This window comes from Streptomyces sp. NPDC019531 (assembly GCF_044903305.1).
Taxonomy (GTDB): Bacteria; Actinomycetota; Actinomycetes; order Streptomycetales; family Streptomycetaceae; genus Streptomyces.
Genome location: NZ_JBJDQL010000012.1, coordinates 155,904 through 179,079, shown reverse-complemented (window position 1 = coordinate 179,079; position 23,176 = coordinate 155,904). Strand labels below are relative to the sequence as shown.

Below are 23,176 nucleotides of genomic sequence, written 5' to 3'. Positions count from 1 at the left end.
GCAGTTCCCCGCGCTCCTGGGTGGGCTCAGTGCATGTTTCCCAGGTAGTGACGCATCTTTCGGGCGTCCCTCAGGCGTCGCTCGTACGTTGCTCCTAGTGCGAGCAGTAGGAGGCCGGCCAGGGCCGGCGGGACCCAGCGGGGGAGGGCGTCGGTCACCTGGACGATGTAGGGGGCCAGTTCGTGCAGGGCGTCCAGGAGCAGGACTGAACCGCCCAGCAGGAGCGGGGCCTGGAGGTGGTGGCGGGCGCCTGCCAGGGTGACCAACAGGGCTGCCGCGCCCAGGAGCAGGGGGCGCGTCCAGTGGGTGTCGCCCCAGGCCGCGAAGAGGCTCGGTACGAGGGTGGCGGCGAGGCCGGGGGCGTACGCCGTCCAGGACGAGGTCCGCGGGTCACGGCGGTGGCGCAGGGCGCCGACGAGCAGCGCCGGGATCGTGACCGGGAGCGTGTACGCCTCCGGGGTGTCCACGTCCCAGGCGGCCAGGCGGACCCAGGTGGCCGCGAGGAACAGGGCGGCGGCCGCGTAGCCGACGGGTCGACGGTCCGTACGGAGCGCCGTGCCCGCCGTGATCACTCCGCACAGGGCCAGGACGGTGGCGAACAGGGGAAGGTCCGTGGACGCCAGCGCGATGGCGAGCAGTCCGGCCGCCGCTCCGGCCGCCTCGACCGGCACGGTGGCCTTCGGGTCGCCGAGCCGAGGGGCGAGGACGGCCGCGGTCGCGGGGATCGCCAGGACCAGCAGGGCGGTGTGCGCCGGGGACCAACCCGCGGCGGCGCCCGTCGCAACGGCGAGTGCGGCGCCGTAGGCCAGGGCCGTCGGGGCCGTGAAGGGGGCCAGGCGCCAGGAGGCCGCCGCGAAGAGCGCGGTCAGGGCGGAGAGCACGACGAGGGTCGCAGTCTGCGAGGCGAGGGCGAGGAAGGCGAGGCTCGCGGAGGTGAGCAGCGCGAGGGTGAGGGCGGTGAGGCGCTGGTGCAGGAGGGTGGCAGCGGCGAGGGCTGCGGCCGTCGTGGCGCCCTGGATCAACAGGCCCGCGGTGTAGGGGAGTTCCAGCACCGCCGGGAGGGTGAGTGCGGTCGCCCAGGCCAGGCCCAGTGCTCCGGCCAGGGCCCGAGGGCGCCAGGTCGTGTCCCTCACCGCCAGGGCGAGCACACCTGCGACGGCGGCCAGAACCATGGGGACCGCCTTCGCGTGCGGCGGCCAGGCCATGCCCACGGTCACCGCGGCGCGGGCGTCCGACGGGGCGCCGGTCCATGTCTGTGAGGCCCAGGCGAGCGGGCCCAGCACGACGATGCCGACGACCGGGAGCGCCCACAGGAGCGACAGCGCCTGTACGGCACCGGAGGCCCGGGCCAGGCCTCCTCGTACCGCTTGCGGCAGCCGGTCGAGCCTCAGCGTCGCCAACAGGGCGATGCCGAAGGCCAGATGGGCCGGGACCGTCCACAGCCCGGGGAGTACCGGGCGTGCCGCACCGCCGAGTGCGGCCACCGCGAGCAGTCCTGAGGCGACGGCGAGACCGGCGGCCTGTCCGCCCGCACGCGGGGGGCCTTCCGCGACGTCGGATCCCCCTGGTGCCGTCCCGGCGCCCCGCCATGCGGCGGCGAGCGCGATCGCGCTCGCGAGGAGAAGGAGCGCCGCCGCACGGGCGGCGGCGCTCGGGCCGGAGGCCGACCAGGTCAGCCAGCCGGCGGCCAGTGCGCCCCAGGCGCCCACCCCGTACCCGCCGATCGCGGCGACCACGCGTAGGGACCTGGACGCCACCCGGAGCGCCACAACCGTGTCGAACCCGGCCGTCACCAGGAGCGCGCTCGTGAGTCCGTACGAACCCGCGTCGGCCGCGATCGCCCAGAAGAACAGCGGTAGTTGGGCCGCGACCAGGGCGGCGGGATGAGGCAGGCGGAGTGCGGCGGCGCGCGGCAGGAAGCCGTACGCCGTCCATAGGCCGGCCAGGAGTGCCGAGGCGATCGCCGTGTAGGGGGCCCCGGGGATCTTCGGGAAGACGGCCTCGTGCAGTGCGTACGCGTCCAGGACCGTCAGTGCCAGACCCAGGCCCGCAACCGACTCGGCGGTCGACCGCAGCCCCCGCTTCAGCAGCGGGAGCGGGGCGCCGAGCGCCGCCACGGTGACCGCGCCGAGCACCAGGGCCCGGCCCGTGATCCCCATGTGACCCCAGCTCACCAGCGTGAACACCATCGCCGCGACCGTCAGCAGAACCCCGCCGAGCACCAGGAGCAGGTTCTGCACGCTCGGTGCGCTCGCCTCGGGGCGAGGGGGCGCGGCGGACCTCGGTCCGGTCGGCTCCGCCGCCCGCCACTTCGGCTGGGGCGGCTGGAGCGCGGTGACCAACCAGGCCCGGCGGGCCAGCAACTGGGCCCGGCGGGCGTCCAGTTGCCACAGCTCGGCGTCGATGAGCCGCAGCTCCTCGACGGGGGGCGGGATGTGCGTCATGCCTCGAAGTGTGGGCTGGGCCACGCCGCGCGACATGAGTATGGGTACTCAGGACGTACTCGGATCCGATGCCAGACTCTGCCCATGGACTGGACCCGATACCGCTTCCGCACCCAGTGGTCCCTGCCCGCCAAGCCCGCCGCCGTCTACGACGTGCTGGAGCGGGCCGAGGAGTATCCGCGCTGGTGGCCCCAGGTGCGCGAGGTGCGACGGCTCGACGACACCAGTGGCCTGGTCACCATCCGCGCCGTGCTGCCGTACGACCTGGTCTTCACCGCGCGCGAGGTGCGGCGCGACCGGACGGCCGGGGTACTCGAGATCGCCATGACCGGGGACCTCGACGGCTGGGCATGCTGGACGATCACCGCGGACGGCGACGGCAGCCTCGCTCACTACGACCAGGTCACCGAGGTGCACAAGCCGCTGCTCCGACGGTTCGCCGTACCCGGGCGGCCGATCTTCCTGGCCAACCACCGGCTGATGATGCGCGCCGGCCGCCGGGGGCTCACCGCGTACTTGGAAGCGGTTTGAAGGAAACCCGCGGGGACCTGTATTGTTCAGTGCGTTCCCGGGCGATTAGCTCAGTGGGAGAGCGCTTCGTTCACACCGAAGAGGTCACTGGTTCGAACCCAGTATCGCCCACCCGGAAAAGACCGGTCTGCCACAGCAGGCCGGTTTTTTGTGTCCAGTTGTGCGTCGGTTTCGCCCCAGAGCACCTGGCGCGTCGCCCGGTTCCGGTGTCCGCCCCGTCATGCCGCCGCAGGCAGATCCGGTCGTAGTGGCCACGCCGGGTCCACCGACTCCTCCGAGCCGCTGCGGGCGAACCACGCTTGCAAACCCCGTGCCTGCGCCGCGTGCCAGACCGCCTGCAGGTCGTGCAGCTCGGCGGGTGCCAGCCGCTCCAGCCGGGCCGCGAAACGGCGCCCCACCGCCCGTACGACATCCAGCGAGGCCTGTGCGTCGGCCGCCGCGTCGTGCGCGCCCTCCAGCTCGACGCCGTAGTGCGCGCACAGGTCGGTGAGGGTGCGGCGGCCCTTGCGGTAGCGGTCCAGATGTTTGTCGAGGACCCGGGGGTCCAGGACCAGCAGGGGAGACGTCTCGAACCAGCGGTCCAGGGACGAGGCGCGATGACGGCGCAACTCCCGGTCGAGCAGCGTCAGATCGAACGGCGCGTTCATCACCACCAGCGGACGGCCCGCCACCGCCTGCTCCGCCAGCACCTCGGCTATCTCGAACATCACCGGCGCCGGCCAGCGGCCGTTGAGCTGGAGATGCTCGTCCGTCAGTCCGTGCACCGCCGTCGCCCCGGCGGGCACCGGCACACCCGGGTTGACCAGCCACCGGCTCACCCGTGGCCGGGTTCCCGCCGTGTCCTGGACGACAACGGCGGCCGACACGATCCGGTCGGTCTCGACGTCCACGCCCGTGGTCTCCGTGTCGAAAGCGGCCAGGGGGCCTTCGTACCAGCACGTCATACCTACTCAACCCCTCGTTCACCCACGGCAGCTGACGCCCCGTCTTCTGCCTGTTTGGTGATACCCGGGCTGTTTGCGCCGTACGCCGGAAGGACACAACAGGAGTACGGGTCTTTGCAGTTCAGCGGCTCGGTGCGGGATTCATGTGGCCCCTGTGCGGGCATGTCACTTGGCTTGGAAGGCTGTTGGTCATGGCGATAGCGCAGCCCGAGCGGGGCGGGCTGCTGCCCGAACGTACGGGCCCCCTTCGCGGCACCCTCGCCACCACCGCCTGCATGGAGACATTGCAGGTGGGCTATCTGCACGCGGTCGCGGCGGCGGCCGGCTGCTCGTTGTCGCAACCCTTTCCGGACAACGGCATCGACTGGCACGTCAGCCATGGCTCGCCCGGACACACCGTCGACGACGAGGTCACCATCAAGGTGCAGCTCAAGTGCACCTACCAGATCGCGCCGAATCCGCCCGGCCGGTTCTTCTCCTTCACGCTCGACAACGACCACCTGCGCAAGCTCGCCCGCACTCCGGTGTCGGTCCACAAGATCCTGGTGGTCATGCTCGTCCCGAGAACCCAGGACGACTGGCTGCGCGCCAGCCACGACCGCCTGGACCTCAGACACTGCTGCTACTGGGTCAACCTGGCCGGCCACCCGATCACCGGCCGGACCCGGACCACCGTGCGGATCCCCACCAACCGCATCTTCGACGACCGGGCGCTGTGCGAGATCATGACGCGGGTCGGGACGGGAGGCAGACCATGACCCACCGCCCGCTGGAGGAGCCACTGCGCGCGGTACGCCCCCATCCGGAGGCCCACTGGGACCGTTCGCCGAGCCCCGCCGAGGTCGACCCCGCCGTCCTGAGCGCCCTGCTGCACCGGCACGGCTGGCAGCGGCGCGGCGGCGCTGTCGGACGCTACGGCCGCTGGACGCCACCAGGACCGGGCGCGAGCGGCACCAGCCTGCTCGTGCCCGAGAGCCGGGCCTTCCCCGACAGCGAGGACCTGCTCGGCGAGGCCCTCGTCGCCCTGTCCCGCAGCGGCACCCCCTCGGCGCGCGAGGTGCTCGTCGGACTCGCGGTGCCCAGCGACGAGATCCGCTGGTGGCGGGACGTCCCGACCGGCCCCGCCGACGCCACGCCCTGGAGCGTCGAGGAGCAACTGCGAGCCGCCGCCCGTCAGACCCTCCTCGCCGGCGCGCTCGCCACACGCGCGCGTGCCGGCTACTACGGCGCCCGTTACCGCCGTACGGCGGCCGCGTCCCTGGACAACGTCCTGGTCGGCTCGGCCGACGGTGGCCGCAGGCTCACCGCCTTCGTGCCCGTCGACACCGGCCGCCCGCTCGCCGTCCGCCTCCACCAGGCCCTCTACGCCGCCCGCGAGGCCATCGACTACCGGCGGGCCACCGGAGGCATGGACGCCTTCGACGGCGCCGTGGAGGCGGGCGTCAGCCGTGAGCTCACCGAGGCGCTGATCTCCCTCGTGCGCGGCACGGAGGGCGCGCGCATCGCCGTCGAGTGGGCGCCCGCGGCCGGGGCCCCCGAGGGGTGTGCCGCGCTCGCGGAAGCCGTCGAGTTCTCGCCGGGCGACCTGCCCGTGCTGCGCGAGGCCGGGGCGCGCTTCCTTCACGAGGAGCCCTCCGTCTCGGTGCGGATCACCGGCACGGTGGAGCGGATGCGCAGGTCGGGGCCGCGCGGCGACGGGTCGGTACGGCTCCGGGTGATCGCCGGCGCCGAGATCCCGCACCTGCGGCTGACGCTGGACGAGGAGGCGTACCGGATCGCCGGCCAGGCCCACCTCGTCGGGCTGCCGGTCCGGGTGCACGGCAGGCTGGAGAGCCGCGGCGGATTCCGCAGGCTCACCGGGGCCACCGGAGTCGTGCCCGTACAGGTGGACGAGGCCGAGCGGGACCGCCTGATGAAGTCCCTCCAGGAGAACCTGGACTTCTTCGAGGAGGCCTGCGAGGGATCCGGTGAGGAGTCCTTCGGAGGGGACTGATTTCGCGGAGGCGGGTGCCGGGTCGGTACGATCCCCTATTGCGCGCGCTCCCGGTATGGCGCCGCACCCACCTTCAGTCAGGAGAGACCGGTGTCAGACGTCCGTGTGATCATCCAACGCGATTCCGAGCGGGAAGAGCGCGTGGTGACGACGGGCACTACGGCCGCCGAGCTCTTCGCCGGCGAGCGCTCGATCGTCGCCGCGCGCGTGGGCGGCGAGCTCAAGGACCTCGCGTACGCGCTGTCCGAGGGCGACGAGGTCGAGGGCGTCGAGATCTCCTCCGAGGACGGCCTCAACATCCTGCGCCACTCCACCGCGCATGTGATGGCCCAGGCCGTACAGGAGCTCTTCCCCGAGGCCAAGCTGGGCATCGGCCCGCCGGTCAAGGACGGCTTCTACTACGACTTCGACGTCGAGAAGCCGTTCACGCCCGAGGATCTCAAGGCCGTCGAGAAGAAGATGCAGGAGATCCAGAAGCGGGGGCAGAAGTTCTCCCGCCGTGTGGTGACCGACGAGGCGGCCCGTGAGGAGCTGGCTTCCGAGCCGTACAAGCTGGAGCTGATCGGTCTCAAGGGCTCCGCGTCCTCGGACGACGGGGCGGACGTCGAGGTCGGCGCCGGTGAGCTGACGATCTACGACAACCTGGACGCCAAGACCGGCGACCTCTGCTGGAAGGACCTCTGCCGCGGTCCTCACCTGCCCTCGACCCGGAACATTCCGGCGTTCAAGCTGATGCGCAACGCGGCCGCCTACTGGCGCGGCAGCGAGAAGAACCCGATGCTCCAGCGCATCTACGGCACCGCGTGGCCGACCAAGGACGAGCTGAAGGGGTACCTCGACTTCCTCGCCGAGGCGGAGAAGCGCGACCACCGCAAGCTGGGCTCCGAGCTCGACCTGTTCTCCATCCCCGAGCAGATCGGCTCCGGCCTCGCCGTCTTCCACCCCAAGGGCGGCATCATCCGCCGGGTCATGGAGGACTACTCGCGCCGCCGCCACGAGGAGGAGGGCTACGAGTTCGTCTACACCCCGCACGCGACGAAGGGGAAGCTCTTCGAGCAGTCCGGGCACCTGGACTGGTACGCCGACGGCATGTACCCGCCCATGCAGCTCGACGAGGGCGTGGACTACTACCTCAAGCCCATGAACTGCCCGATGCACAACCTGATCTTCGACGCGCGCGGCCGCTCGTACCGTGAACTTCCGCTGCGCCTCTTCGAGTTCGGGACCGTGTACCGGTACGAGAAGTCCGGCGTCGTGCACGGACTCACGCGTGCGCGTGGCTTCACGCAGGACGACGCGCACATCTACTGCACCCGTGAGCAGATGTCGGAGGAGCTCGACAAGACGCTCACCTTCGTCCTCGGCCTGCTGCGCGACTACGGCCTGACCGACTTCTACCTGGAGCTGTCCACCAAGGACCCGGAGAAGTTCGTGGGCTCGGACGAGGTCTGGGAGGAGGCGACCGAGACCCTGCGTCAGGTCGCCGAGAAGCAGGGCCTGCCGCTCGTCCCCGACCCCGGGGGCGCCGCCTTCTACGGCCCGAAGATCTCCGTCCAGACCAAGGACGCGATCGGTCGTACCTGGCAGATGTCGACGATCCAGCTGGACTTCAACCTGCCGGAGCGCTTCGAGCTGGAGTACACCTCGCCGGACGGCTCCAAGCAGCGTCCGGTCATGATCCACCGGGCCCTGTTCGGCTCGATCGAGCGGTTCTTCGCGGTGCTCCTGGAGCACTACGCGGGCGCCTTCCCGGCGTGGCTGGCTCCGGTCCAGGCGGTCGGCATCCCGATCGGTGACGCGCACGTCGAGTATCTGGAGAAGTTCGCGGCCGCGGCCAAGAAGCAGGGCCTGCGGGTCGAGGTCGACTCCTCGTCCGACCGTATGCAGAAGAAGATCCGCAACGCCCAGAAGCAGAAGGTGCCCTTCATGGTCATCGCGGGCGACGAGGACATGTCGGGCGGCTCGGTGTCCTTCCGCTACCGCGACGGCTCGCAGGAGAACGGCATCCCGTTCGACGAGGCCCTCGCGAAGATCCAGAAGATCGTGGAGGAGCGGGCGCAGGTCTGACGTCCGTTGTCGGTGAGGCCCTCGGGAGGCTCAGCTTCCCGGGGGCCTTTCGTCGTCCTCGCGTGTGAACGCCTGGAACAGCCAGGAGGCGAAGGTCCCGGTCACGGCACCGAGCAGGGCCAGCCCGGTCATCATCACGCCGACCGCGATCAGGCGTCCCAGTGGGGTGACCGGGGCGACGTCGCCGTAGCCGACGGTGGCGCAGGTCCACCAGACGGCGTCGCCGAAGGATTTCATGGTCGTACCGGGTGCGTTGTGTTCCTGCTGGTAGACGGCGAGGGCGCCGGTGAAGCCCAGCAGAAGGGTCGACAGACCGGTGTACGCGATCACGCGCGCGTGCAGGGCGAGCCGGGGCTTTCCGTGCCGGCGCTGCACGGCCTCGTACACCTTGACGACCCTGAGGGGTCGTAGCAGCGGCAGGGCAAGGACCACGGTGTCGAGCCAATGCGTCCGTACGAAGCGCAGTCGCTGCCCGCTGAGGCGCCAGCGCACCGTGTAGTCGACGGCGAACAGCGCCCAGGCCGCGAGCGTCACCGCCAGGCAGAGATCGCCCAGTCCGTCCGGGAGACCGCGGACCAGTACGCGAAGCGCGTACGCGGCGAGGAAAGCCAGGGACGCGACGGCGAGGGGAACCTCTGTGCGAGCCTCCCAGCGGGACTGGCGGGACTGGCGGGACTGGCGGGACTGGCGGGACTGGCGGGACTGGCGGGACTGGCGGGGGTCGCGGGTGTGATGGCTCCCGGAGTCCGTGGTGTGGGGCTCCCGGGGATCGGTGCCGTGTCGCCCCTTGGCGCCGACCCCGTGGAGCCCACGACTGTCGGAGTCGTGGGCTTTGGCGATGCCGGAATCGTGGCCGTTGTGTGCCGCGGTGCGGTAGGCGCTGCCCGTGTCGGTGCTGTCGGCCGCGTGAGCGTCGGCGTCGGTCCCGTCGGCGTGGGCGCTGTCGGGTTCGCGGCTGTCGTCGTCCACCCGCCCAGCTTGGCGCGGACTGCTTTTCCCACAACCCCACCGACACGGCGCGAACGGGCGAAGCAATATGCTGCACTGCATGACGAGTGAGCCGGAGCAGCAGTTGGGAGTGGGGACGCAGGACGCGTTCCAGCGTCTGTGGACCCCCCACCGGATGGCCTACATCCAGGGCGAGAACAAGCCGACCGGCCCGGGTGCCGACGACGGCTGCCCCTTCTGCTCCATCCCGGCCAAATCCGACGAGGACGGCCTGATCGTCCGGCGCAGCGAGCTGGTGTACGCGGTGCTCAACCTCTACCCCTACACCGGCGGCCACCTGATGGTCGTGCCCTACCGTCATGTGGCCGACTACACCGATCTCACCGAGCCGGAGACCGCCGAGCTGGCCGCGCTGACCAAGCAGGCGATGACGGCGCTGCGAACGGCGTCCGGGGCGCACGGCTTCAACATCGGCATGAACCAGGGGACGGTGGCCGGCGCCGGCATCGCCGCCCATCTCCACCAGCACATCGTCCCGCGCTGGGGCGGCGACACGAACTTCATGCCGGTCGTCGGCCACACAAAGGTGCTGCCGCAACTGCTGGGGGACACGCGGAAGATGTTGTCGGAGGCCTGGCCGACGGTTTGATCTCAGCGGGGCCGGCATCCATCAGCCCGTCCGGCGTTTGAGAAGGAGGCCGCTCAGGCCCAAGGGGGTCTGGGGGCGCAGCCTCAGGGGCCGGTACCCAGACTTACCCGCACGCCTATGCGGCCGAACCGCCGGAGGCCTACGCGTCGTACACGTCCGCCTTCCCCGGTGACACGTCCTGGACCTGCGTGCTCAGGAAACCCGCCCTCGTGCCGAACTTCTCCGTGTCCACGCCGTTCTCCCGGAGGATCCGGATCGCGGCGGAGTGCACGACCCGCAGCACCGGTGTGGCCGCGCGCAGCGCGTCGTCGGCCATGAAGCGGTGCCGCCACGGCTTGTCCGCCCAGGCGTGCCGCAGACCGAACGGCTCGGGCAGGGCGAGCGAGCCGCCGAGCCAGTTGAGCAGCGGCGGATACCAGGTCAGGGGTGCCCGGGCCGTGAGGCGGACCACCTCGTCGGCGTCGACCAGCGGAAGCTTGATCTTCTTGGTCTCCCAGAAGCGCAGCTGCTTGGCGACCTCCTTCTCCTTGGCCGCCGGCTTCGAGGTGAACAAGCCGTGCACCGGCCCCAGCGCGTGCCCGGTGACCTCGATGCGCAGCGTCTCGTGCAGCACGGTCACCGTGATCAGCATGGTGAGGACCAACTGGCCCTCCCACAGCGTCCACTGCACGCCCAGGTAGTGCCGGTCACCGCCGCCGAACTGCTGCTTGTTGCAGATGTCCTGGATCGCGTGCGTCTTGACCTGGTACGCGTCCACGTCCGTGCCCCCGGGCCGGGACACCTCCTTCGCGCCCTCCGCGATCGGTGTGACGACCCAGTGGCGTATGGAGGGCTTCGGGAAGCCGCCGGTGTTGATCGTGTTGCGTTCCAGCATGCGCAGCTGGTCGTGGATGGAGCGGACGACGTCCCAGCTGCGGAAGGGGTGGATCTCCCGGGTGGGGTCGGCGGACACCAGGTCCTCGGCCAGCTGCCAGCTGCCCCAGCGGGTGCCCATGCCGAGTATGCCCTTGGGGCCGGCGTAGAAGACCGAGTTGGACTGCTGTTCGGCGCTGAGCGTGGCCAGGGACTGGCGCAGCTGCTCGGCCGCGGTCTCGCCGGGGTTGCTCGGTACCGCCTCGGGCACCTTGGCGCCGACGCTGCTGCCGGCCAGCAGACTGGCCCAGCGCTCCCGCAGATCCTTCGCGGTGCGCTCGCAGATCTGCTTGGCCCAGAACCAGCCGACCACGGGCAGGACCACGCACGCGCGTGCGTACAGGCCCCAGAACCCGGCGAACGGCATCTTGACGAGGAAGAGCACGGCGAGCGCGCCCACCGCGACGAGGAGCGCGGTGGAGATCGCTCCGGCCTGCTTGTCCTCACGTCGGGCGACATTGGTGCGCAGCGTGAAGACCAGCAGCCAGACGAGCAGTCCGGGCAGGAACAGCACACCGCAGAGCACCATGACGGCGGTCAGCCAGTTGTCCCGGTCCCGGCGGATGTTGTTCGCCGCGAGGCAGTGCTCGACCACGACCTGCGGCTCGGCGCCGAAGGACTGGATGAGCGGCTTGCGGCCCTTGCCGAGCATGCGGGTGACCACGGCCGTGGAGAAGGCCTCGCCCAGGTTGGGGCGGAAGATCTTCGCCCACCTGCGGCCGCCCTTGACGGCCGACTCGTGCCATTCGTTGTTGGCCTTGAGTATCTCCTCCACCGGGTTGTCCCGGTAGGCCGCCGAGGCCAGGGCGAAGGTCGCCGTCTGTGCTTCGTCGCCGGTGCGCGGCACCTGTGGACCGAAGATGTCGCCGTAACCGCTGTCAACGGTCATTCCCGCCCCCGATCGCCGCCGGTCTCACCCACTGCGGCCTTCCCGACTTCCGTGCTCCGCACACCTGTTGATCAGGTCATCAGCGTATCTGTCGGCACTGACATTAGTCGGCGGACGGCCGAAGCCGTCCGCCGAATCGGAGGGGAGCGTTCCGTGCATGTCACTTGTGGGGCGCGAAACGCCACCTGCGCGCCGCCGGAAGCCACTTGTCCCTGGCCCGGCGCCAACTACGAGACGTCGCGCGCCTCTTCACGGATCCTTTCGGCGATCTGCGGCGGCATGGGCTCGTGCCGTGCGTACGAGCGGCTGAACCGCGCGGTGCCGTGCGACAGGGACCTGAGGTCCACCGCGTACCGGCCGATCTCGATCTCGGGCACCTCGGCCTTGATCAGCGTACGTCCGCCGTTGGTCTGCTCGGTGCCGAGCACCCGGCCGCGCCGCCCGGACAGGTCGCTCATCACCGCGCCCACGTAGTCGTCGCCGACCAGCACGGACACCTCGGCGACCGGCTCCAGCAGATGGATCCTCGCGTCGCCCGCCGCCTCCCTGAGGGCCAGCGCCCCGGCCGTCTGGAACGCGGCGTCGGAGGAGTCCACGGAGTGCGCCTTGCCGTCCAGCAGTGTGATCCGGACGTCGATGAGCTGATGGCCGGTGGCGACCCCCTTGGCCGCCTGCGCCCGTACGCCCTTCTCGACGGACGGAATGAACTGCCGCGGCACCGCGCCGCCGACGACCTTGTCCACGAACTCGATGCCCGAGCCGCCCGGCAGCGGTTCCACCTCGATCTCACAGATGGCGAACTGCCCGTGCCCGCCGGACTGCTTCACATGTCGCCCGCGTCCCGCCGACTTGTCGGCGAACGTCTCCCGCAGCGACACCCGGTGCGGTACGAGGTCCACCTGCACGCCGTAGCGGTTGCGCAGCCGCTCCAGCGCCACGTCGGCGTGCGCCTCGCCCAGGCACCACAGGACGACCTGGTGGGTGTCCTGGTTCTGTTCGAGCCGCATGGTCGGATCCTCGGCGACCAGCCGGGCGAGCCCCTGCGAGAGCTTGTCCTCGTCCGCCTTGCTGTGCGCCTCGATGGCGAGCGGCAGCAGCGGGTCGGGCATCTCCCAGGGCTCCATGAGCAGCGGGTCGTCCTTCGCCGAGAGCGTGTCGCCGGTCTCCGCGCGGCTGAGCTTCGCCACGCACGCGAGGTCGCCCGCGATGCAGTGTGTGAGCGTCCGCTGCTGCTTGCCGAAGGGGGCGGACAGCGCGCCGATCCGCTCGTCGACGTCGTGGTCCTCGTGCCCTCGGTCGGCGAGCCCGTGCCCGGAGACATGGACCGTCTCGTCGGGGCGCAGGGTGCCGGAGAAGACCCGCACCAGCGAGATCCGGCCGACGTACGGGTCCGACGCGGTCTTCACGACCTCCGCGACCAGCGGCCCCTCGGTGTCGCACGCCTTGATCTCGCGCGGCTTGCCGTCGATGGTCGTGACGCCCGGCGTGGGGTGCTCGTACGGCGTCGGGAAGCCGCCGGTGACCAGTTCGAGGAGTTCTACCGTGCCGATCCCCTGCCTGGCGCCCTCCGCCGCGGGAGCGGCGGCCAGGACCGGATGGAACACCCCGCGCGCGACGGCCCGCTCCAGGTCCTCCACGAGCGTCTTGAAGTCGATCTCCTCGCCGCCCAGATAGCGGTCCATGAGGGTCTCGTCCTCGCTCTCCGAGATGATCCCCTCGATCAGCCGGTTACGGGCCTCCTCGATCTCCGGCAGCAGGTCCTCGCCCGGCTCGGACTCCCTGCGCTCCCCGGACGAGTAGTCGAACAGCTTCTGCGACAGCAGCCCGGTCAGCCCGGTCACGGGCGCGTGGCCGTCGGGGGCCTGCGGGCCGTGCAGCGGCAGATAGAGCGGCAGTACGGCGTCGGGGTCGTCGCCCCCGAACGTCTGCGCGCAGATCCGCGTCATCTCGTCGAAGTCCGCCCGCGCGGCCTCCAGATGCGTGACGACGATCGCCCGGGGCATCCCGACGGCCGCGCACTCCTCCCACACCATGCGCGTGGAACCGTCCACCCCGTCCGAGGCCGAGACGACGAAAAGGGCCGCGTCCGCCGCTCGCAGACCGGCCCTGAGTTCCCCGACGAAGTCGGCGTATCCGGGGGTGTCCAGAAGATTGACCTTGTACCCGTCCCATTCGACGGGCACCAGGGAGAGCTGTACCGAGCGTTGTTGTCGGTGCTCGATCTCGTCGTAGTCGGAGACGGTTCCGCCGTCCTCCACACGGCCCGCTCGGTTCACTGCTCCCGCGGTCAGCGCGAGAGCTTCCACCAATGTCGTCTTGCCCGAACCGGAGTGGCCGACCAGCACCACATTCCGTACGGACGCGGGGTGGTCGGCCGCTGTTGCCCTGCCGGCGGCTCCGGGGTGTGCGTTTGCCTTGTCGCCCATGGCCTTGCCTCCCGTGCACGGTGAGGTCACTGTGGGCGCGGACATGCGGACCCGCGTGCGGTGCGGCTCCGGTGGCGCCCGCGGTTCTTCGAGCTTTCCACTCCCGTCACGGTGCGTCCATACGACGGACGCGATAGCGCCGTGCCCCCGATGCCGCGGGCCCGTGACACGGGTCCGGGTGCCCGGCCGTCGCTCACGCGCGCGCGTGGCTACGATGGGCCAGCCGGTGGCCAGCAGGGGCCGAGCCGGCCACACCGACCGTCGGGAAGGCCATGCTGAACAAGTACGCGCGTGCATTTTTCACGCGTGTCCTCACCCCGTTCGCCTCATTTCTGATCAGAAGGGGCGTCAGCCCCGACACGGTCACCCTCCTCGGCACCGCCGGAGTGGTCGCGGGCGCGCTGGTCTTCTACCCCATGGGCGAGTTCTTCTGGGGCACCGTCGTGATCACGCTCTTCGTGTTCTCCGACCTCGTCGACGGCAACATGGCCCGCCAGCTCGGCCGCTCCAGCCGCTGGGGCGCCTTCCTGGACTCCACGCTCGACCGGGTCGCCGACGGCGCGATCTTCGGCGGCTTTGCCCTCTGGTACGCCGGTGGCGGCGACGACATCGCCCTGTGCGCGGTCTCCATCTTCTGCCTGGCCAGCGGCCAGGTGGTGTCGTACACCAAGGCCCGTGGCGAGTCGATCGGGCTGCCGGTCGCCGTCAACGGCCTCGTCGAGCGCGCCGAGCGCCTGGTGATCTCGCTGGTCGCGGCCGGGCTCGCGGGCCTGCACAAGTTCGGTGTGCCCGGCATCCAGTACCTGCTGCCGGTCGCTCTGTGGATCGTCGCCGTGGGCAGCCTGGTCACCCTGATCCAGCGGGTCGTCACGGTCCGCCGCGAGTCGGCCGAGGCCGAGGCGGCCGCTGAGTCGTCCGCTGATTCGGCCGCCGCCGAGGAGAAGCCCCAGCAGCAGGGGAGCGAGGCCGCCAAGTGAGCGCCCAGGAGCGCCTGACGGACTCGCTGTACGGCCTCGGCTGGGGCGTGGTCAAGAAGCTCCCCGAGCCGGTCGCCGTGCGCCTCGGCCGGAGCATCGCCGACCTGGCGTGGAAGAAGCGCGGCAAGGGCGTCCTGCGCCTTGAGAGCAACTACGCGCGCGTGGTGCCCGACGCGAGCCCCGAGCGCCTCGCCGAGCTCTCGCGCGCGGGCATGCGGTCGTACCTGCGCTACTGGATGGAGTCCTTCCGGCTGCCCACGTGGAGCAAGGAGCGCATCAAGGGCGGCTTCCAGCCCAAGGACCTGCACCATCTCACCGACGGGCTCGCCGCCGGCAAGGGCGTCATCCTCGCGCTGCCGCACATGGCCAACTGGGACCTCGCCGGCGCCTGGGTCACCACCAAGCTGGAGACACCGTTCACCACGGTCGCCGAACGGCTCAGGCCGGAGACGCTCTACGACCGTTTCGTCGCCTATCGCGAGGGCCTCGGCATGGAGGTCCTCCCGCACAGCGGGGGTACCGCCTTCGGCACGCTCGCCCGGCGACTGCGCGACGGCGGGCTGGTCTGCCTGGTCGCCGAGCGCGATCTGTCGTCCTCCGGAGTCGAGGTCCGGTTCTTCGGCGAGGCGACCCGCATTCCCGCAGGCCCGGCCCTGCTGGCCCAGCAGACGGGCGCGCTGCTGCTGCCGGTGACACTCTGGTACGACGACTCGCCCGTCATGCAGGGAAGGGTCCATCCACCGGTCGAGGTGCCCGAGACAGGTACGCGGGCCGAAAAGACGTCTGTCATGGCACAGGCGCTGGCCGATGCCTTCGCCACCGGGATCGCCGACCATCCGGAGGACTGGCACATGCTCCAGCGCTTGTGGCTGAAGGACCTTGATCCCACGAAGGGAACCCCGTGAGGATCGGCATCGTCTGCCCGTACTCCTGGGACGTGCCCGGCGGCGTCCAGTTCCACATCCGCGATCTCGCCGAGTACTTCATCCGCCTCGGCCACGAGGTGTCCGTCCTCGCCCCGGCCGACGACGACACCCCGCTGCCCCCGTACGTCGTCTCGGCGGGCCGCGCGGTCCCGGTGCCGTACAACGGCTCGGTGGCCCGGCTCAACTTCGGCTTCCTGAGCGCCGCGCGCGTGCGGCGCTGGCTGCATGACGGCGAGTTCGACGTCGTCCACATCCACGAGCCGTCCTCGCCGTCCCTCGGCCTGCTGACCTGCTGGATCGCCCAGGGCCCGATCGTCGCCACGTTCCACACCTCCAACCCGCGCTCGCGCGCGATGATCGCCGCGTACTCGATCCTCCAGGCCGCTCTGGAGAAGATCAGCGCCCGGATCGCCGTGAGCGAGTACGCCCGCCGGACGCTCGTCGAGCACCTGGGCGGTGACGCGGTGGTGATTCCCAATGGGGTGGACGTCGACTTCTTCGCCCAGGCCAGGCCGAAGCCCGAGTGGCAGGGGGACACGATCGGCTTCATGGGGCGCATCGACGAGCCCCGCAAGGGTCTGCCGGTGCTGATGAGGGCCTTGCCCAGGATCCTCGCCGAGCGCCCGCAGACCCGGCTGCTGGTGGCCGGCCGCGGCGACGAGGAGGAGGCGGTGGAGTCGCTCCCCGAGGAGCTACGCGCGCGCGTGGAGTTCCTCGGCATGGTCAGCGACGAGGACAAGGCCCGCTTCCTGCGCAGCGTCGACCTGTACGTCGCTCCCAACACCGGCGGTGAGAGCTTCGGGATCATCCTGGTCGAGGCCATGTCGGCGGGGGCCGCGGTGCTCGCCTCCGACCTTGACGCCTTCGCCCAGGTCCTCGACCACGGTGCGGCGGGCGAGCTCTTCGCCAACGAGGACGCGGACGCGCTCGCCCAGGCCGCCGTACGACTGCTCGGCGACCCGAAGAGGCTCACCGAACTGCGGGAGCGCGGCAGCGTGCACGTACGGCGCTTCGACTGGTCGACGGTCGGCGCGGACATCCTGTCGGTGTACGAGACGGTGACGGCGGGCGCGGCGGCGGTGGCAGCGGCGGAGGACGACCGGGGTACCGGGCTGCGGGCACGGCTGGGGCTGGCTCGGGACTGAGCGCGGGCGGGACCGGACGGAGGAGCCTGCGTGTGCGGTTCGGTCCGGCCGGGGGCGTGAGCGCGGCGCGAGCGGACGGTGCCGGCGGGCTCGGTGGGGTAGCGCGGGACGGAGAGGCGTCGGTGCCGTCGGCACGGCTGGGGCGGCGTGGACCGAAGCGGTCGGGGTCGGCGTGGGACCGCCCATCGCCTTGCCGACGACCTGGCCACGGGGATGCGGGCGCGGCCGGGGGCCGGCCCGCGGGAACCGAAGTGACGATGGCTCGGCGAGGCTGCGGATCGGCACAGCGGCGATGAGGCTGCGGGCGGCACGGGGCGGTCGGGAACTCACCCGTCGCCTAGGAGTTCGTGCCACCCCGGAAGTCGCTCGCCGCCGAGGAGTTCGTGCCGTGCCGGGACAGTCCGTCGGCCGCGACTGTCGTATCGGGCCATGGCCCATCCCGTCAGCCACGACCCTAGTGTCGAGCCGTGCCCCATCCCACCGACCACGATCCCGTCCCGCTGAGGCACACACTCCGAGGTGCCCTCTGACCGGCCGCACTCGCAGCCCCCGTGCCTGACCGCCCCCGCCCCGAGCCGCCCCGATAGCCTTGCTGCCCGTGACTCCCACCCTCATCTGGATCATCGTCGCGCTCGTCGCGATCGGCCTCTATCTGAGCTGGACCGCGGGCCGCCTCGACCGGCTCCACTCCAGGATCGACGCCACGCGCGCGGCCCTGGACGCACAGTTGCTCCGCCGGGCCTCCGTGACCCAGGAACTGGCCACCTCCGGCGTGCTCGACCCGGCCGCGTCGATCGTCCTGTACGAGGCCGCGCACGCCGCCCGGCAGGCCGAGGAGGAGCAGCGGGAGGTCGCCGAGAGCGAGCTGAGCCAGGCGCTTCGGGCCGTGTTCGCGGAGACGGCCCAGGTGGAGGCGGTCCGCGAGGCACCCGGCGGAGAGGCGGCGGCCCACGAGCTCACCGAGGCCGTACGACGCGTTCCGATGGCCCGCCGCTTCCACAACGACGCCGTCGGCGCGGCCCGTCGGCTGCGTGAGCACCGCAAGGTCCGCTGGTTCCGCCTGGCCGGCCACGCCCCCTTCCCGATGGCCTTCGAGATGGACGACGAGCCGCCTGCGGCACTGGTCGACCGGGCCGCGTAGGGCCGACGCGCGACGCCGGGTCTTCCTCGACCTGGAGGGCAACGAGAGCGGCGCGGTCTTCGTCGTCGTGGCGGCACCGAGCGGCGTGGTCCACGAGGCGCAGGGCGGCGGCCACGGCTGCGTCCGCCACGAGCAGGAGGGCTGTCTGCTCCCCGTGCCCGGACGAGCCCTCGACGGTCCCGGTGTGCTGACCTGGGAGAACTTCGACTGACACGGCCCCTGGGAGAGCAAAACGATCCACCGGGTCCCCATTGGCCCTTGCTGTGGCCTGGTCCCGTGGCGTTTCCTCGGTGCTGCAGTAATCCCCTTTCACTTCAGCGAGGTCAACCCGTGTCCAGCATTGAGAACCAGGCTCCCGAGACCGGCACCGCGCGCGTGAAGCGCGGAATGGCGGAGCAGCTCAAGGGCGGCGTGATCATGGACGTCGTCACGCCGGAGCAGGCGAAGATCGCGGAGGACGCGGGCGCCGTCGCCGTCATGGCGCTGGAGCGGGTCCCGGCCGACATCCGCAAGGACGGCGGCGTGGCCCGGATGTCCGACCCGGACATGATCGAGGGCATCATCGAGGCCGTCTCGATCCCGGTCATGGCGAAGTCCCGTATCGGCCACTTCGTCGAGGCCCAGGTCCTGCAGTCCCTCGGCGTCGACTACATCGACGAGTCCGAGGTCCTCACCCCGGCCGATGAGGTCAACCACAGCGACAAGTTCGCCTTCACGACCCCGTTCGTCTGCGGTGCCACCAACCTGGGCGAGGCCCTGCGCCGTATCGCCGAGGGCGCGGCCATGATCCGCTCCAAGGGCGAGGCCGGCACCGGCAACGTCGTCGAGGCCGTCCGCCACCTGCGCCAGATCAAGAACGAGATCGCCCGCCTGCGCGGCTACGACAACAACGAGCTGTACGCCGCCGCCAAGGACCTGCGCGCCCCGTACGAGCTCGTCAAGGAGGTCGCCGAGCTCGGCAAGCTGCCGGTCGTGCTGTTCTCCGCCGGCGGCGTCGCCACCCCCGCCGACGCCGCCCTGATGCGCCAGCTCGGCGCCGAGGGCGTCTTCGTCGGCTCCGGCATCTTCAAGTCCGGCGACCCGGCCAAGCGCGCCGCCGCCATCGTGAAGGCCACCACCTTCTACGACGACCCGAAGATCATCGCGGACGCGTCCCGCAACCTCGGAGAGGCCATGGTCGGCATCAACTGCGACACCCTCCCCGAGACCGAGCGCTACGCCAACCGCGGCTGGTAATCGCACCCATGAGCACTGAAGTCCCCGTCATAGGCGTCCTGGCCCTCCAGGGCGACGTCCGGGAGCACCTCGTCGCCCTGGCCGCGGCCGACGCCGTGGCCAGGCCGGTGCGGCGCCCGGAGGAACTCGCCGAGGTGGACGGCCTGGTCATCCCCGGCGGCGAGTCCACCACCATCTCCAAGCTGGCCGTCCTGTTCGGCGTGATGGAACCCCTACGCGCGCGTGTGCGTGACGGCATGCCCGTCTACGGCACCTGTGCCGGCCTGATCATGCTCGCCGACAAGATCCTCGACCCGCGCTCGGGCCAGGAGACGATCGGCGGCATCGACATGATCGTGCGCCGCAACGCCTTCGGACGTCAGAACGAGTCCTTCGAGGCGGCGGTCGACGTGCAGGGCGTCGAGGGCGATCCCGTGGAAGGCGTCTTCATCCGCGCCCCCTGGGTCGAGTCCGTCGGTGCCGAGGCCGAGGTGCTCGCCGAGCACGACGGTCACATCGTCGCGGTCCGCCAGGGCAACGCGCTCGCCACGTCGTTCCACCCGGAACTGACCGGCGACCACCGTGTGCACGCTCTGTTTGTCGACATGGTGCGCGCCAACCGGACGCGGGAGTCCTTGTAGGATCTCAGGCGTTGGTTGCAGGGATGGGTTACGCGAAGGAGACAGGCAGATGTCCGGCCACTCTAAATGGGCTACGACGAAGCACAAGAAGGCCGTGATCGACGCCAAGCGCGGCAAGCTCTTCGCGAAGCTGATCAAGAACATTGAGGTGGCGGCCCGTATGGGCGGCGTCGACATCGAGGGCAACCCGACCCTCTACGACGCCATCCAGAAGGCCAAGAAGCAGTCGGTCCCGAACAAGAACATCGACTCCGCGGTCAAGCGCGGCGGCGGTCTCGAAGCCGGTGGCGCCGACTACGAGACGATCATGTACGAGGGCTACGGCCCGAACGGCGTCGCGGTGCTCATCGAGTGCCTCACCGACAACCGCAACCGTGCAGCCTCCGACGTCCGCGTCGCCATGACCCGCAACGGCGGCAACATGGCCGACCCCGGCTCGGTGTCGTACCTCTTCAACCGCAAGGGCGTCGTCATCGTCCCCAAGGGCGAGCTGGCCGAGGACGACGTCCTCGGCGCCGTCCTTGACGCGGGTGCCGAGGAGGTCAACGACCTGGGCGAGTCCTTCGAGGTGCTCAGCGAGGCCACCGACCTGGTCGCCGTCCGCACCGCCCTCCAGGACGCCGGGATCGACTACGACTCCGCCGAGGCCAACTTCGTCCCGACCATGCAGGTCGAGCTGGACGAGGAGGGCGCCAAGAAGATCTTCAAGCTGATCGACGCCCTTGAGGACAGCGACGACGTCCAGAACGTCTTCGCCAACTTCGACGTGAGCGACGAGGTCATGGAGAAGGTCGACGCGTAACGCTGTCGCGAGGTGAGCCGTTTCGGCGGGCCGGTTGGGACACGTCCCACCGGCCCGCCGCCGTTGTCGGTGGCAGCGGATAGCCTGACGAAAGTGAAAGATCGCCGCCACGGGCCGCAACCATCAATTGAGGAACCCCGACGGTGCTCAGCCAGGTCCGCGAGAGCGGCGGCGGTTCAGCCGCAAGGAGGGGAGGGGCGCGTGCGCGTACTCGGGGTGGACCCCGGTCTCACGCGATGCGGTGTCGGGGTGGTCGAGGGTGTCGCCGGGCGGCCGCTCACGATGCTCGGCGTCGGTGTCGTACGCACGCCCGCGGACGCCGAGTTGGGGCAGCGGCTCGTCGCCGTCGAGCAGGGCATCGAGCAGTGGCTGGACGAGCACCGGCCCGAATTCGTCGCCGTGGAGCGGGTGTTCAGCCAGCACAACGTCCGTACGGTGATGGGCACCGCCCAGGCCAGTGCCGTCGCGATGCTGTGCGCCGCCCGCCGCGGCATCCCCGTCGCGCTGCACACCCCGAGCGAGGTCAAGGCCGCCGTCACCGGCAGCGGCCGCGCCGACAAGGCCCAGATCGGTGCCATGGTCACCCGACTGCTACGGCTCGACGCACCGCCCAAACCGGCCGACGCCGCCGACGCCCTAGCGCTCGCCATCTGCCACATCTGGCGTGCCCCCGCCCAGAACCGACTTCAGCAGGCCGTCGCCCTGCACACAGCCACAGCACGGAAAGGCCGTACGGCATGATCGCCTTTGTGAGCGGCACGGTCGCCGCACTCGCTCCCGACACCGCCGTGGTCGAGGTCGGCGGTGTCGGCATGGCGGTGCAATGCACACCGAACACGCTGTCGACCCTCCGCCTCGGCAAGTCGGCCAAGCTCGCCACCTCCTTGGTCGTGCGGGAGGACTCGCTCACCCTCTACGGCTTTGTCGACGACGACGAGCGCCAGATCTTCGAGCTGCTGCAGACCGCCAGCGGAGTCGGCCCGCGGCTGGCCCAGTCGATGCTGGCGGTGCACTCCCCGGACGCCCTGCGCAGGGCCGTCGCCACGGGTGACGAGAAGGCGCTCATCGCGGTGCCGGGCATCGGCAAGAAGGGCGCGCAGAAGCTGTTGCTGGAGCTCAAGGACCGGCTCGGCGAACCCATCGGCGCCCCGGCGATCGGCGCCCCGGTCACCCAGGGCTGGCGCGACCAGCTGCACGCCGCCCTGATCGGCCTCGGCTACGCCACGCGCGAGGCCGACGAGGCCGTCACCGCCGTAGCACCGCAGGCAGAGGCGGCCGAGGGCACGCCTGAGGTCGGCCGGCTGCTGAAGGCCGCCCTGCAAACCCTGAACCGCGCCCGCTAGGAGAACGTCAGTGAACTGGGACGACACGACCGACGAGACCGCCCCCGCCGCGGAGCGGCTGGTGGGCTCTGTCGCCGACCGTGAGGACCAGGCCGTAGAGGCCGCCCTGCGCCCCAAGGACCTGGACGAGTTCATCGGCCAGGAGAAGGTCCGCGAACAGCTCGACCTGGTGCTGCGGGCCGCACGCGCGCGGGGCGCCACCGCCGACCATGTGCTGCTCTCCGGGGCCCCCGGCCTCGGCAAGACCACCCTGTCGATGATCATCGCGGCCGAGATGGGTGCCCCCATCCGCATCACCTCCGGCCCCGCCATCCAGCACGCCGGCGACCTCGCGGCGATCCTCTCCTCCCTCCAGGAGGGCGAGGTCCTCTTCCTCGACGAGATCCACCGCATGTCGCGCCCCGCCGAGGAGATGCTCTACATGGCGATGGAGGACTTCCGCGTCGACGTCATCGTCGGCAAGGGCCCCGGCGCCACCGCCATCCCGCTGGAGCTGCCCCCCTTCACCCTGGTGGGCGCCACCACGCGCGCGGGCCTGCTGCCGCCCCCGCTGCGCGACCGCTTCGGCTTCACCGCGCACATGGAGTTCTACGAGCCCGCCGAACTGGAACGGGTCATCCACCGCTCGGCCCACCTGCTCGACGTCGAGATCGGCTCGGAGGGCGCCGCCGAGATCGCGGGCCGTTCCCGGGGCACGCCCCGTATCGCCAACCGTCTGCTGCGCCGGGTGCGCGACTACGCCCAGGTCAAGGCCGACGGCATCATCACGCGCGACATCGCGGCCGCCGCGCTCAAGGTCTACGAGGTCGACGCCCGCGGCCTCGACCGGCTGGACCGAGGGGTCCTGGAGGCCCTGCTCAAGCTGTTCGGCGGCGGCCCGGTCGGACTGTCCACGCTCGCGGTCGCGGTGGGGGAGGAGCGTGAGACCGTCGAGGAGGTCGCCGAGCCCTTCCTGGTGCGGGAGGGCCTGCTCGCCCGCACCCCGCGCGGACGGGTCGCCACCCCTGCCGCATGGGCACATCTCGGCCTCACCCCGCCCCGCTCGGCGTCCACAGGAAACGGACAACAAGACCTGTTCGGGGCGTGACGGCATCGTGACGGCCAGGGCATTGGCCGGGTGAGGAACCCAGGTGCGATGCTGAGCGTTGTTCCATGCGCGCGGACTCGCTTAGACTCCGCCGAT

Annotated in this window: 21 protein-coding genes and 1 tRNA gene; 17 read left to right on the top strand and 5 right to left on the bottom strand. The window is 70.9% G+C overall.

The window, feature by feature from the left end; all coding sequences use genetic code 11:
- Positions 1-26: 26 nt before the first annotated feature.
- Entirely contained in the window at positions 27-2,444 is a 2,418-nt protein-coding gene (locus tag ACI2L1_RS17540; RefSeq protein WP_404740203.1) for an SCO7613 C-terminal domain-containing membrane protein, read from the bottom strand.
- A gap of 84 nt (positions 2,445-2,528) precedes the next feature.
- Between ACI2L1_RS17540 and ACI2L1_RS17535 the strand changes: the two genes are divergently transcribed.
- Together ACI2L1_RS17535 and ACI2L1_RS17530 are read left to right on the top strand one after the other, a co-directional pair.
- A complete protein-coding gene (locus ACI2L1_RS17535; protein ID WP_404740202.1) occupies positions 2,529-2,975 on the top strand; it encodes an SRPBCC family protein in 447 nt (148 codons plus the stop codon).
- Positions 2,976-3,014: 39 nt separating this feature from the next.
- Positions 3,015-3,086, top strand: a tRNA-Val gene (locus tag ACI2L1_RS17530).
- Between the two features lie 107 nt (positions 3,087-3,193).
- Here the strand turns inward: ACI2L1_RS17530 and ACI2L1_RS17525 are convergent.
- Positions 3,194-3,919, bottom strand: a complete 726-nt coding sequence (locus ACI2L1_RS17525) for a 3'-5' exonuclease (RefSeq protein ID WP_404740201.1) — start codon at positions 3,917-3,919, stop codon at positions 3,194-3,196.
- A gap of 191 nt (positions 3,920-4,110) precedes the next feature.
- Here ACI2L1_RS17525 and ACI2L1_RS17520 point away from each other — a divergent pair, with 191 nt between their 5' ends.
- The 3 genes from ACI2L1_RS17520 to thrS all read left to right on the top strand — a co-directional run bounded on the left by ACI2L1_RS17520 (position 4,111) and on the right by thrS (position 7,979).
- The gene (locus ACI2L1_RS17520; RefSeq protein WP_030321429.1) at positions 4,111-4,677 is read left to right on the top strand and encodes a DUF4365 domain-containing protein; all 567 of its coding nucleotides are present in this window, start codon (positions 4,111-4,113) and stop codon (positions 4,675-4,677) included.
- The gene (locus ACI2L1_RS17515) at positions 4,674-5,912 is read left to right on the top strand and encodes a hypothetical protein (RefSeq protein ID WP_404740200.1); all 1,239 of its coding nucleotides are present in this window, start codon (positions 4,674-4,676) and stop codon (positions 5,910-5,912) included. Before ACI2L1_RS17520 ends, ACI2L1_RS17515 begins: the two co-directional genes overlap by 4 nt.
- 90 nt (positions 5,913-6,002) lie before the next feature.
- Positions 6,003-7,979 carry a threonine--tRNA ligase gene (gene thrS / locus ACI2L1_RS17510; protein ID WP_404740199.1) on the top strand — a complete coding sequence of 659 codons (1,977 nt, stop codon included), beginning with the start codon at positions 6,003-6,005 and terminating at the stop codon, positions 7,977-7,979.
- A gap of 30 nt (positions 7,980-8,009) precedes the next feature.
- On the opposite strand, the gene ACI2L1_RS17505 is transcribed toward thrS, so the two are convergent.
- A complete protein-coding gene (locus ACI2L1_RS17505) occupies positions 8,010-8,591 on the bottom strand; it encodes a potassium channel family protein (RefSeq protein ID WP_404740226.1) in 582 nt (193 codons plus the stop codon).
- A 424-nt stretch (positions 8,592-9,015) separates the two neighbouring features.
- On the opposite strand from ACI2L1_RS17505, the gene ACI2L1_RS17500 reads away from it, so the two are divergent.
- Complete coding sequence (locus tag ACI2L1_RS17500) at positions 9,016-9,576, top strand: HIT family protein (protein WP_404740198.1); 561 nt, start codon at positions 9,016-9,018, stop codon at positions 9,574-9,576.
- Positions 9,577-9,715: 139 nt separating this feature from the next.
- On the opposite strand, the gene ACI2L1_RS17495 is transcribed toward ACI2L1_RS17500, so the two are convergent.
- Both ACI2L1_RS17495 and ACI2L1_RS17490 read right to left on the bottom strand, forming a co-directional pair.
- The gene (locus ACI2L1_RS17495; RefSeq protein WP_404740197.1) at positions 9,716-11,377 is read right to left on the bottom strand and encodes a hypothetical protein; all 1,662 of its coding nucleotides are present in this window, start codon (positions 11,375-11,377) and stop codon (positions 9,716-9,718) included.
- Between the two features lie 227 nt (positions 11,378-11,604).
- Complete coding sequence (locus ACI2L1_RS17490) at positions 11,605-13,803, bottom strand: elongation factor G-like protein EF-G2 (RefSeq protein ID WP_404740196.1); 2,199 nt, start codon at positions 13,801-13,803, stop codon at positions 11,605-11,607.
- 272 nt (positions 13,804-14,075) lie between these two features.
- On the opposite strand from ACI2L1_RS17490, the gene pgsA reads away from it, so the two are divergent.
- From pgsA to ruvB, 11 genes are all read left to right on the top strand, one after another.
- A complete protein-coding gene (gene pgsA, locus ACI2L1_RS17485) occupies positions 14,076-14,780 on the top strand; it encodes a phosphatidylinositol phosphate synthase (RefSeq protein WP_404740195.1) in 705 nt (234 codons plus the stop codon).
- Positions 14,777-15,685: a phosphatidylinositol mannoside acyltransferase gene (locus ACI2L1_RS17480; RefSeq protein ID WP_404740194.1), complete on the top strand. Its 909-nt coding sequence runs from the start codon at positions 14,777-14,779 to the stop codon at positions 15,683-15,685. Before pgsA ends, ACI2L1_RS17480 begins: the two co-directional genes overlap by 4 nt.
- A complete protein-coding gene (locus ACI2L1_RS17475) occupies positions 15,682-16,851 on the top strand; it encodes a glycosyltransferase family 4 protein (protein ID WP_404740193.1) in 1,170 nt (389 codons plus the stop codon). The genes ACI2L1_RS17480 and ACI2L1_RS17475 overlap by 4 nt, the downstream gene beginning before the upstream one ends.
- A gap of 598 nt (positions 16,852-17,449) precedes the next feature.
- The gene (locus ACI2L1_RS17470) at positions 17,450-17,992 is read left to right on the top strand and encodes a hypothetical protein (protein WP_404740192.1); all 543 of its coding nucleotides are present in this window, start codon (positions 17,450-17,452) and stop codon (positions 17,990-17,992) included.
- A gap of 67 nt (positions 17,993-18,059) precedes the next feature.
- Positions 18,060-18,203, top strand: coding sequence for a DUF6210 family protein (locus tag ACI2L1_RS17465; protein ID WP_404740191.1), 144 nt, complete (start codon positions 18,060-18,062; stop codon positions 18,201-18,203).
- A gap of 119 nt (positions 18,204-18,322) precedes the next feature.
- Positions 18,323-19,228: a pyridoxal 5'-phosphate synthase lyase subunit PdxS gene (gene pdxS, locus ACI2L1_RS17460; protein ID WP_368399189.1), complete on the top strand. Its 906-nt coding sequence runs from the start codon at positions 18,323-18,325 to the stop codon at positions 19,226-19,228.
- An 8-nt stretch (positions 19,229-19,236) separates the two neighbouring features.
- Positions 19,237-19,848, top strand: coding sequence for a pyridoxal 5'-phosphate synthase glutaminase subunit PdxT (gene pdxT, locus ACI2L1_RS17455; protein ID WP_404740190.1), 612 nt, complete (start codon positions 19,237-19,239; stop codon positions 19,846-19,848).
- Between the two features lie 49 nt (positions 19,849-19,897).
- Entirely contained in the window at positions 19,898-20,650 is a 753-nt protein-coding gene (locus tag ACI2L1_RS17450; protein WP_404740189.1) for a YebC/PmpR family DNA-binding transcriptional regulator, read from the top strand.
- Between the two features lie 201 nt (positions 20,651-20,851).
- Positions 20,852-21,391 (top strand): crossover junction endodeoxyribonuclease RuvC, encoded by a 540-nt coding sequence (gene ruvC, locus ACI2L1_RS17445; protein ID WP_404740188.1) that lies wholly within the window; start codon positions 20,852-20,854, stop codon positions 21,389-21,391.
- The gene (ruvA, locus tag ACI2L1_RS17440) at positions 21,388-21,993 is read left to right on the top strand and encodes a Holliday junction branch migration protein RuvA (RefSeq protein WP_404740187.1); all 606 of its coding nucleotides are present in this window, start codon (positions 21,388-21,390) and stop codon (positions 21,991-21,993) included. The genes ruvC and ruvA overlap by 4 nt, the downstream gene beginning before the upstream one ends.
- 10 nt (positions 21,994-22,003) lie before the next feature.
- Complete coding sequence (ruvB, locus tag ACI2L1_RS17435) at positions 22,004-23,080, top strand: Holliday junction branch migration DNA helicase RuvB (protein WP_404740186.1); 1,077 nt, start codon at positions 22,004-22,006, stop codon at positions 23,078-23,080.
- Positions 23,081-23,176: the final 96 nt, after the last annotated feature.

Excerpts from the sequence above, each read along its gene's own strand:
- ACI2L1_RS17495 (WP_404740197.1), bottom strand. The coding sequence starts at position 11,377 with ATGACCGTTGACAGCGGTTACGGCGACATCTTCGGTCCACAGGTGCCG.
- ACI2L1_RS17500 (WP_404740198.1), top strand. The coding sequence starts at position 9,016 with ATGCTGCACTGCATGACGAGTGAGCCGGAGCAGCAGTTGGGAGTGGGG.
- ACI2L1_RS17490 (WP_404740196.1), bottom strand. The coding sequence starts at position 13,803 with ATGGGCGACAAGGCAAACGCACACCCCGGAGCCGCCGGCAGGGCAACA.
- ACI2L1_RS17535 (WP_404740202.1), top strand. The coding sequence starts at position 2,529 with ATGGACTGGACCCGATACCGCTTCCGCACCCAGTGGTCCCTGCCCGCC.
- pdxT (WP_404740190.1), top strand. The coding sequence starts at position 19,237 with ATGAGCACTGAAGTCCCCGTCATAGGCGTCCTGGCCCTCCAGGGCGAC.
- ACI2L1_RS17525 (WP_404740201.1), bottom strand. The coding sequence starts at position 3,919 with ATGACGTGCTGGTACGAAGGCCCCCTGGCCGCTTTCGACACGGAGACC.
- ruvA (WP_404740187.1), top strand. The coding sequence starts at position 21,388 with ATGATCGCCTTTGTGAGCGGCACGGTCGCCGCACTCGCTCCCGACACC.
- ACI2L1_RS17515 (WP_404740200.1), top strand. The coding sequence starts at position 4,674 with ATGACCCACCGCCCGCTGGAGGAGCCACTGCGCGCGGTACGCCCCCAT.
- pgsA (WP_404740195.1), top strand. The coding sequence starts at position 14,076 with ATGCTGAACAAGTACGCGCGTGCATTTTTCACGCGTGTCCTCACCCCG.
- ACI2L1_RS17520 (WP_030321429.1), top strand. The coding sequence starts at position 4,111 with ATGGCGATAGCGCAGCCCGAGCGGGGCGGGCTGCTGCCCGAACGTACG.
- ACI2L1_RS17540 (WP_404740203.1), bottom strand. The coding sequence starts at position 2,444 with ATGACGCACATCCCGCCCCCCGTCGAGGAGCTGCGGCTCATCGACGCC.
- ACI2L1_RS17450 (WP_404740189.1), top strand. The coding sequence starts at position 19,898 with ATGTCCGGCCACTCTAAATGGGCTACGACGAAGCACAAGAAGGCCGTG.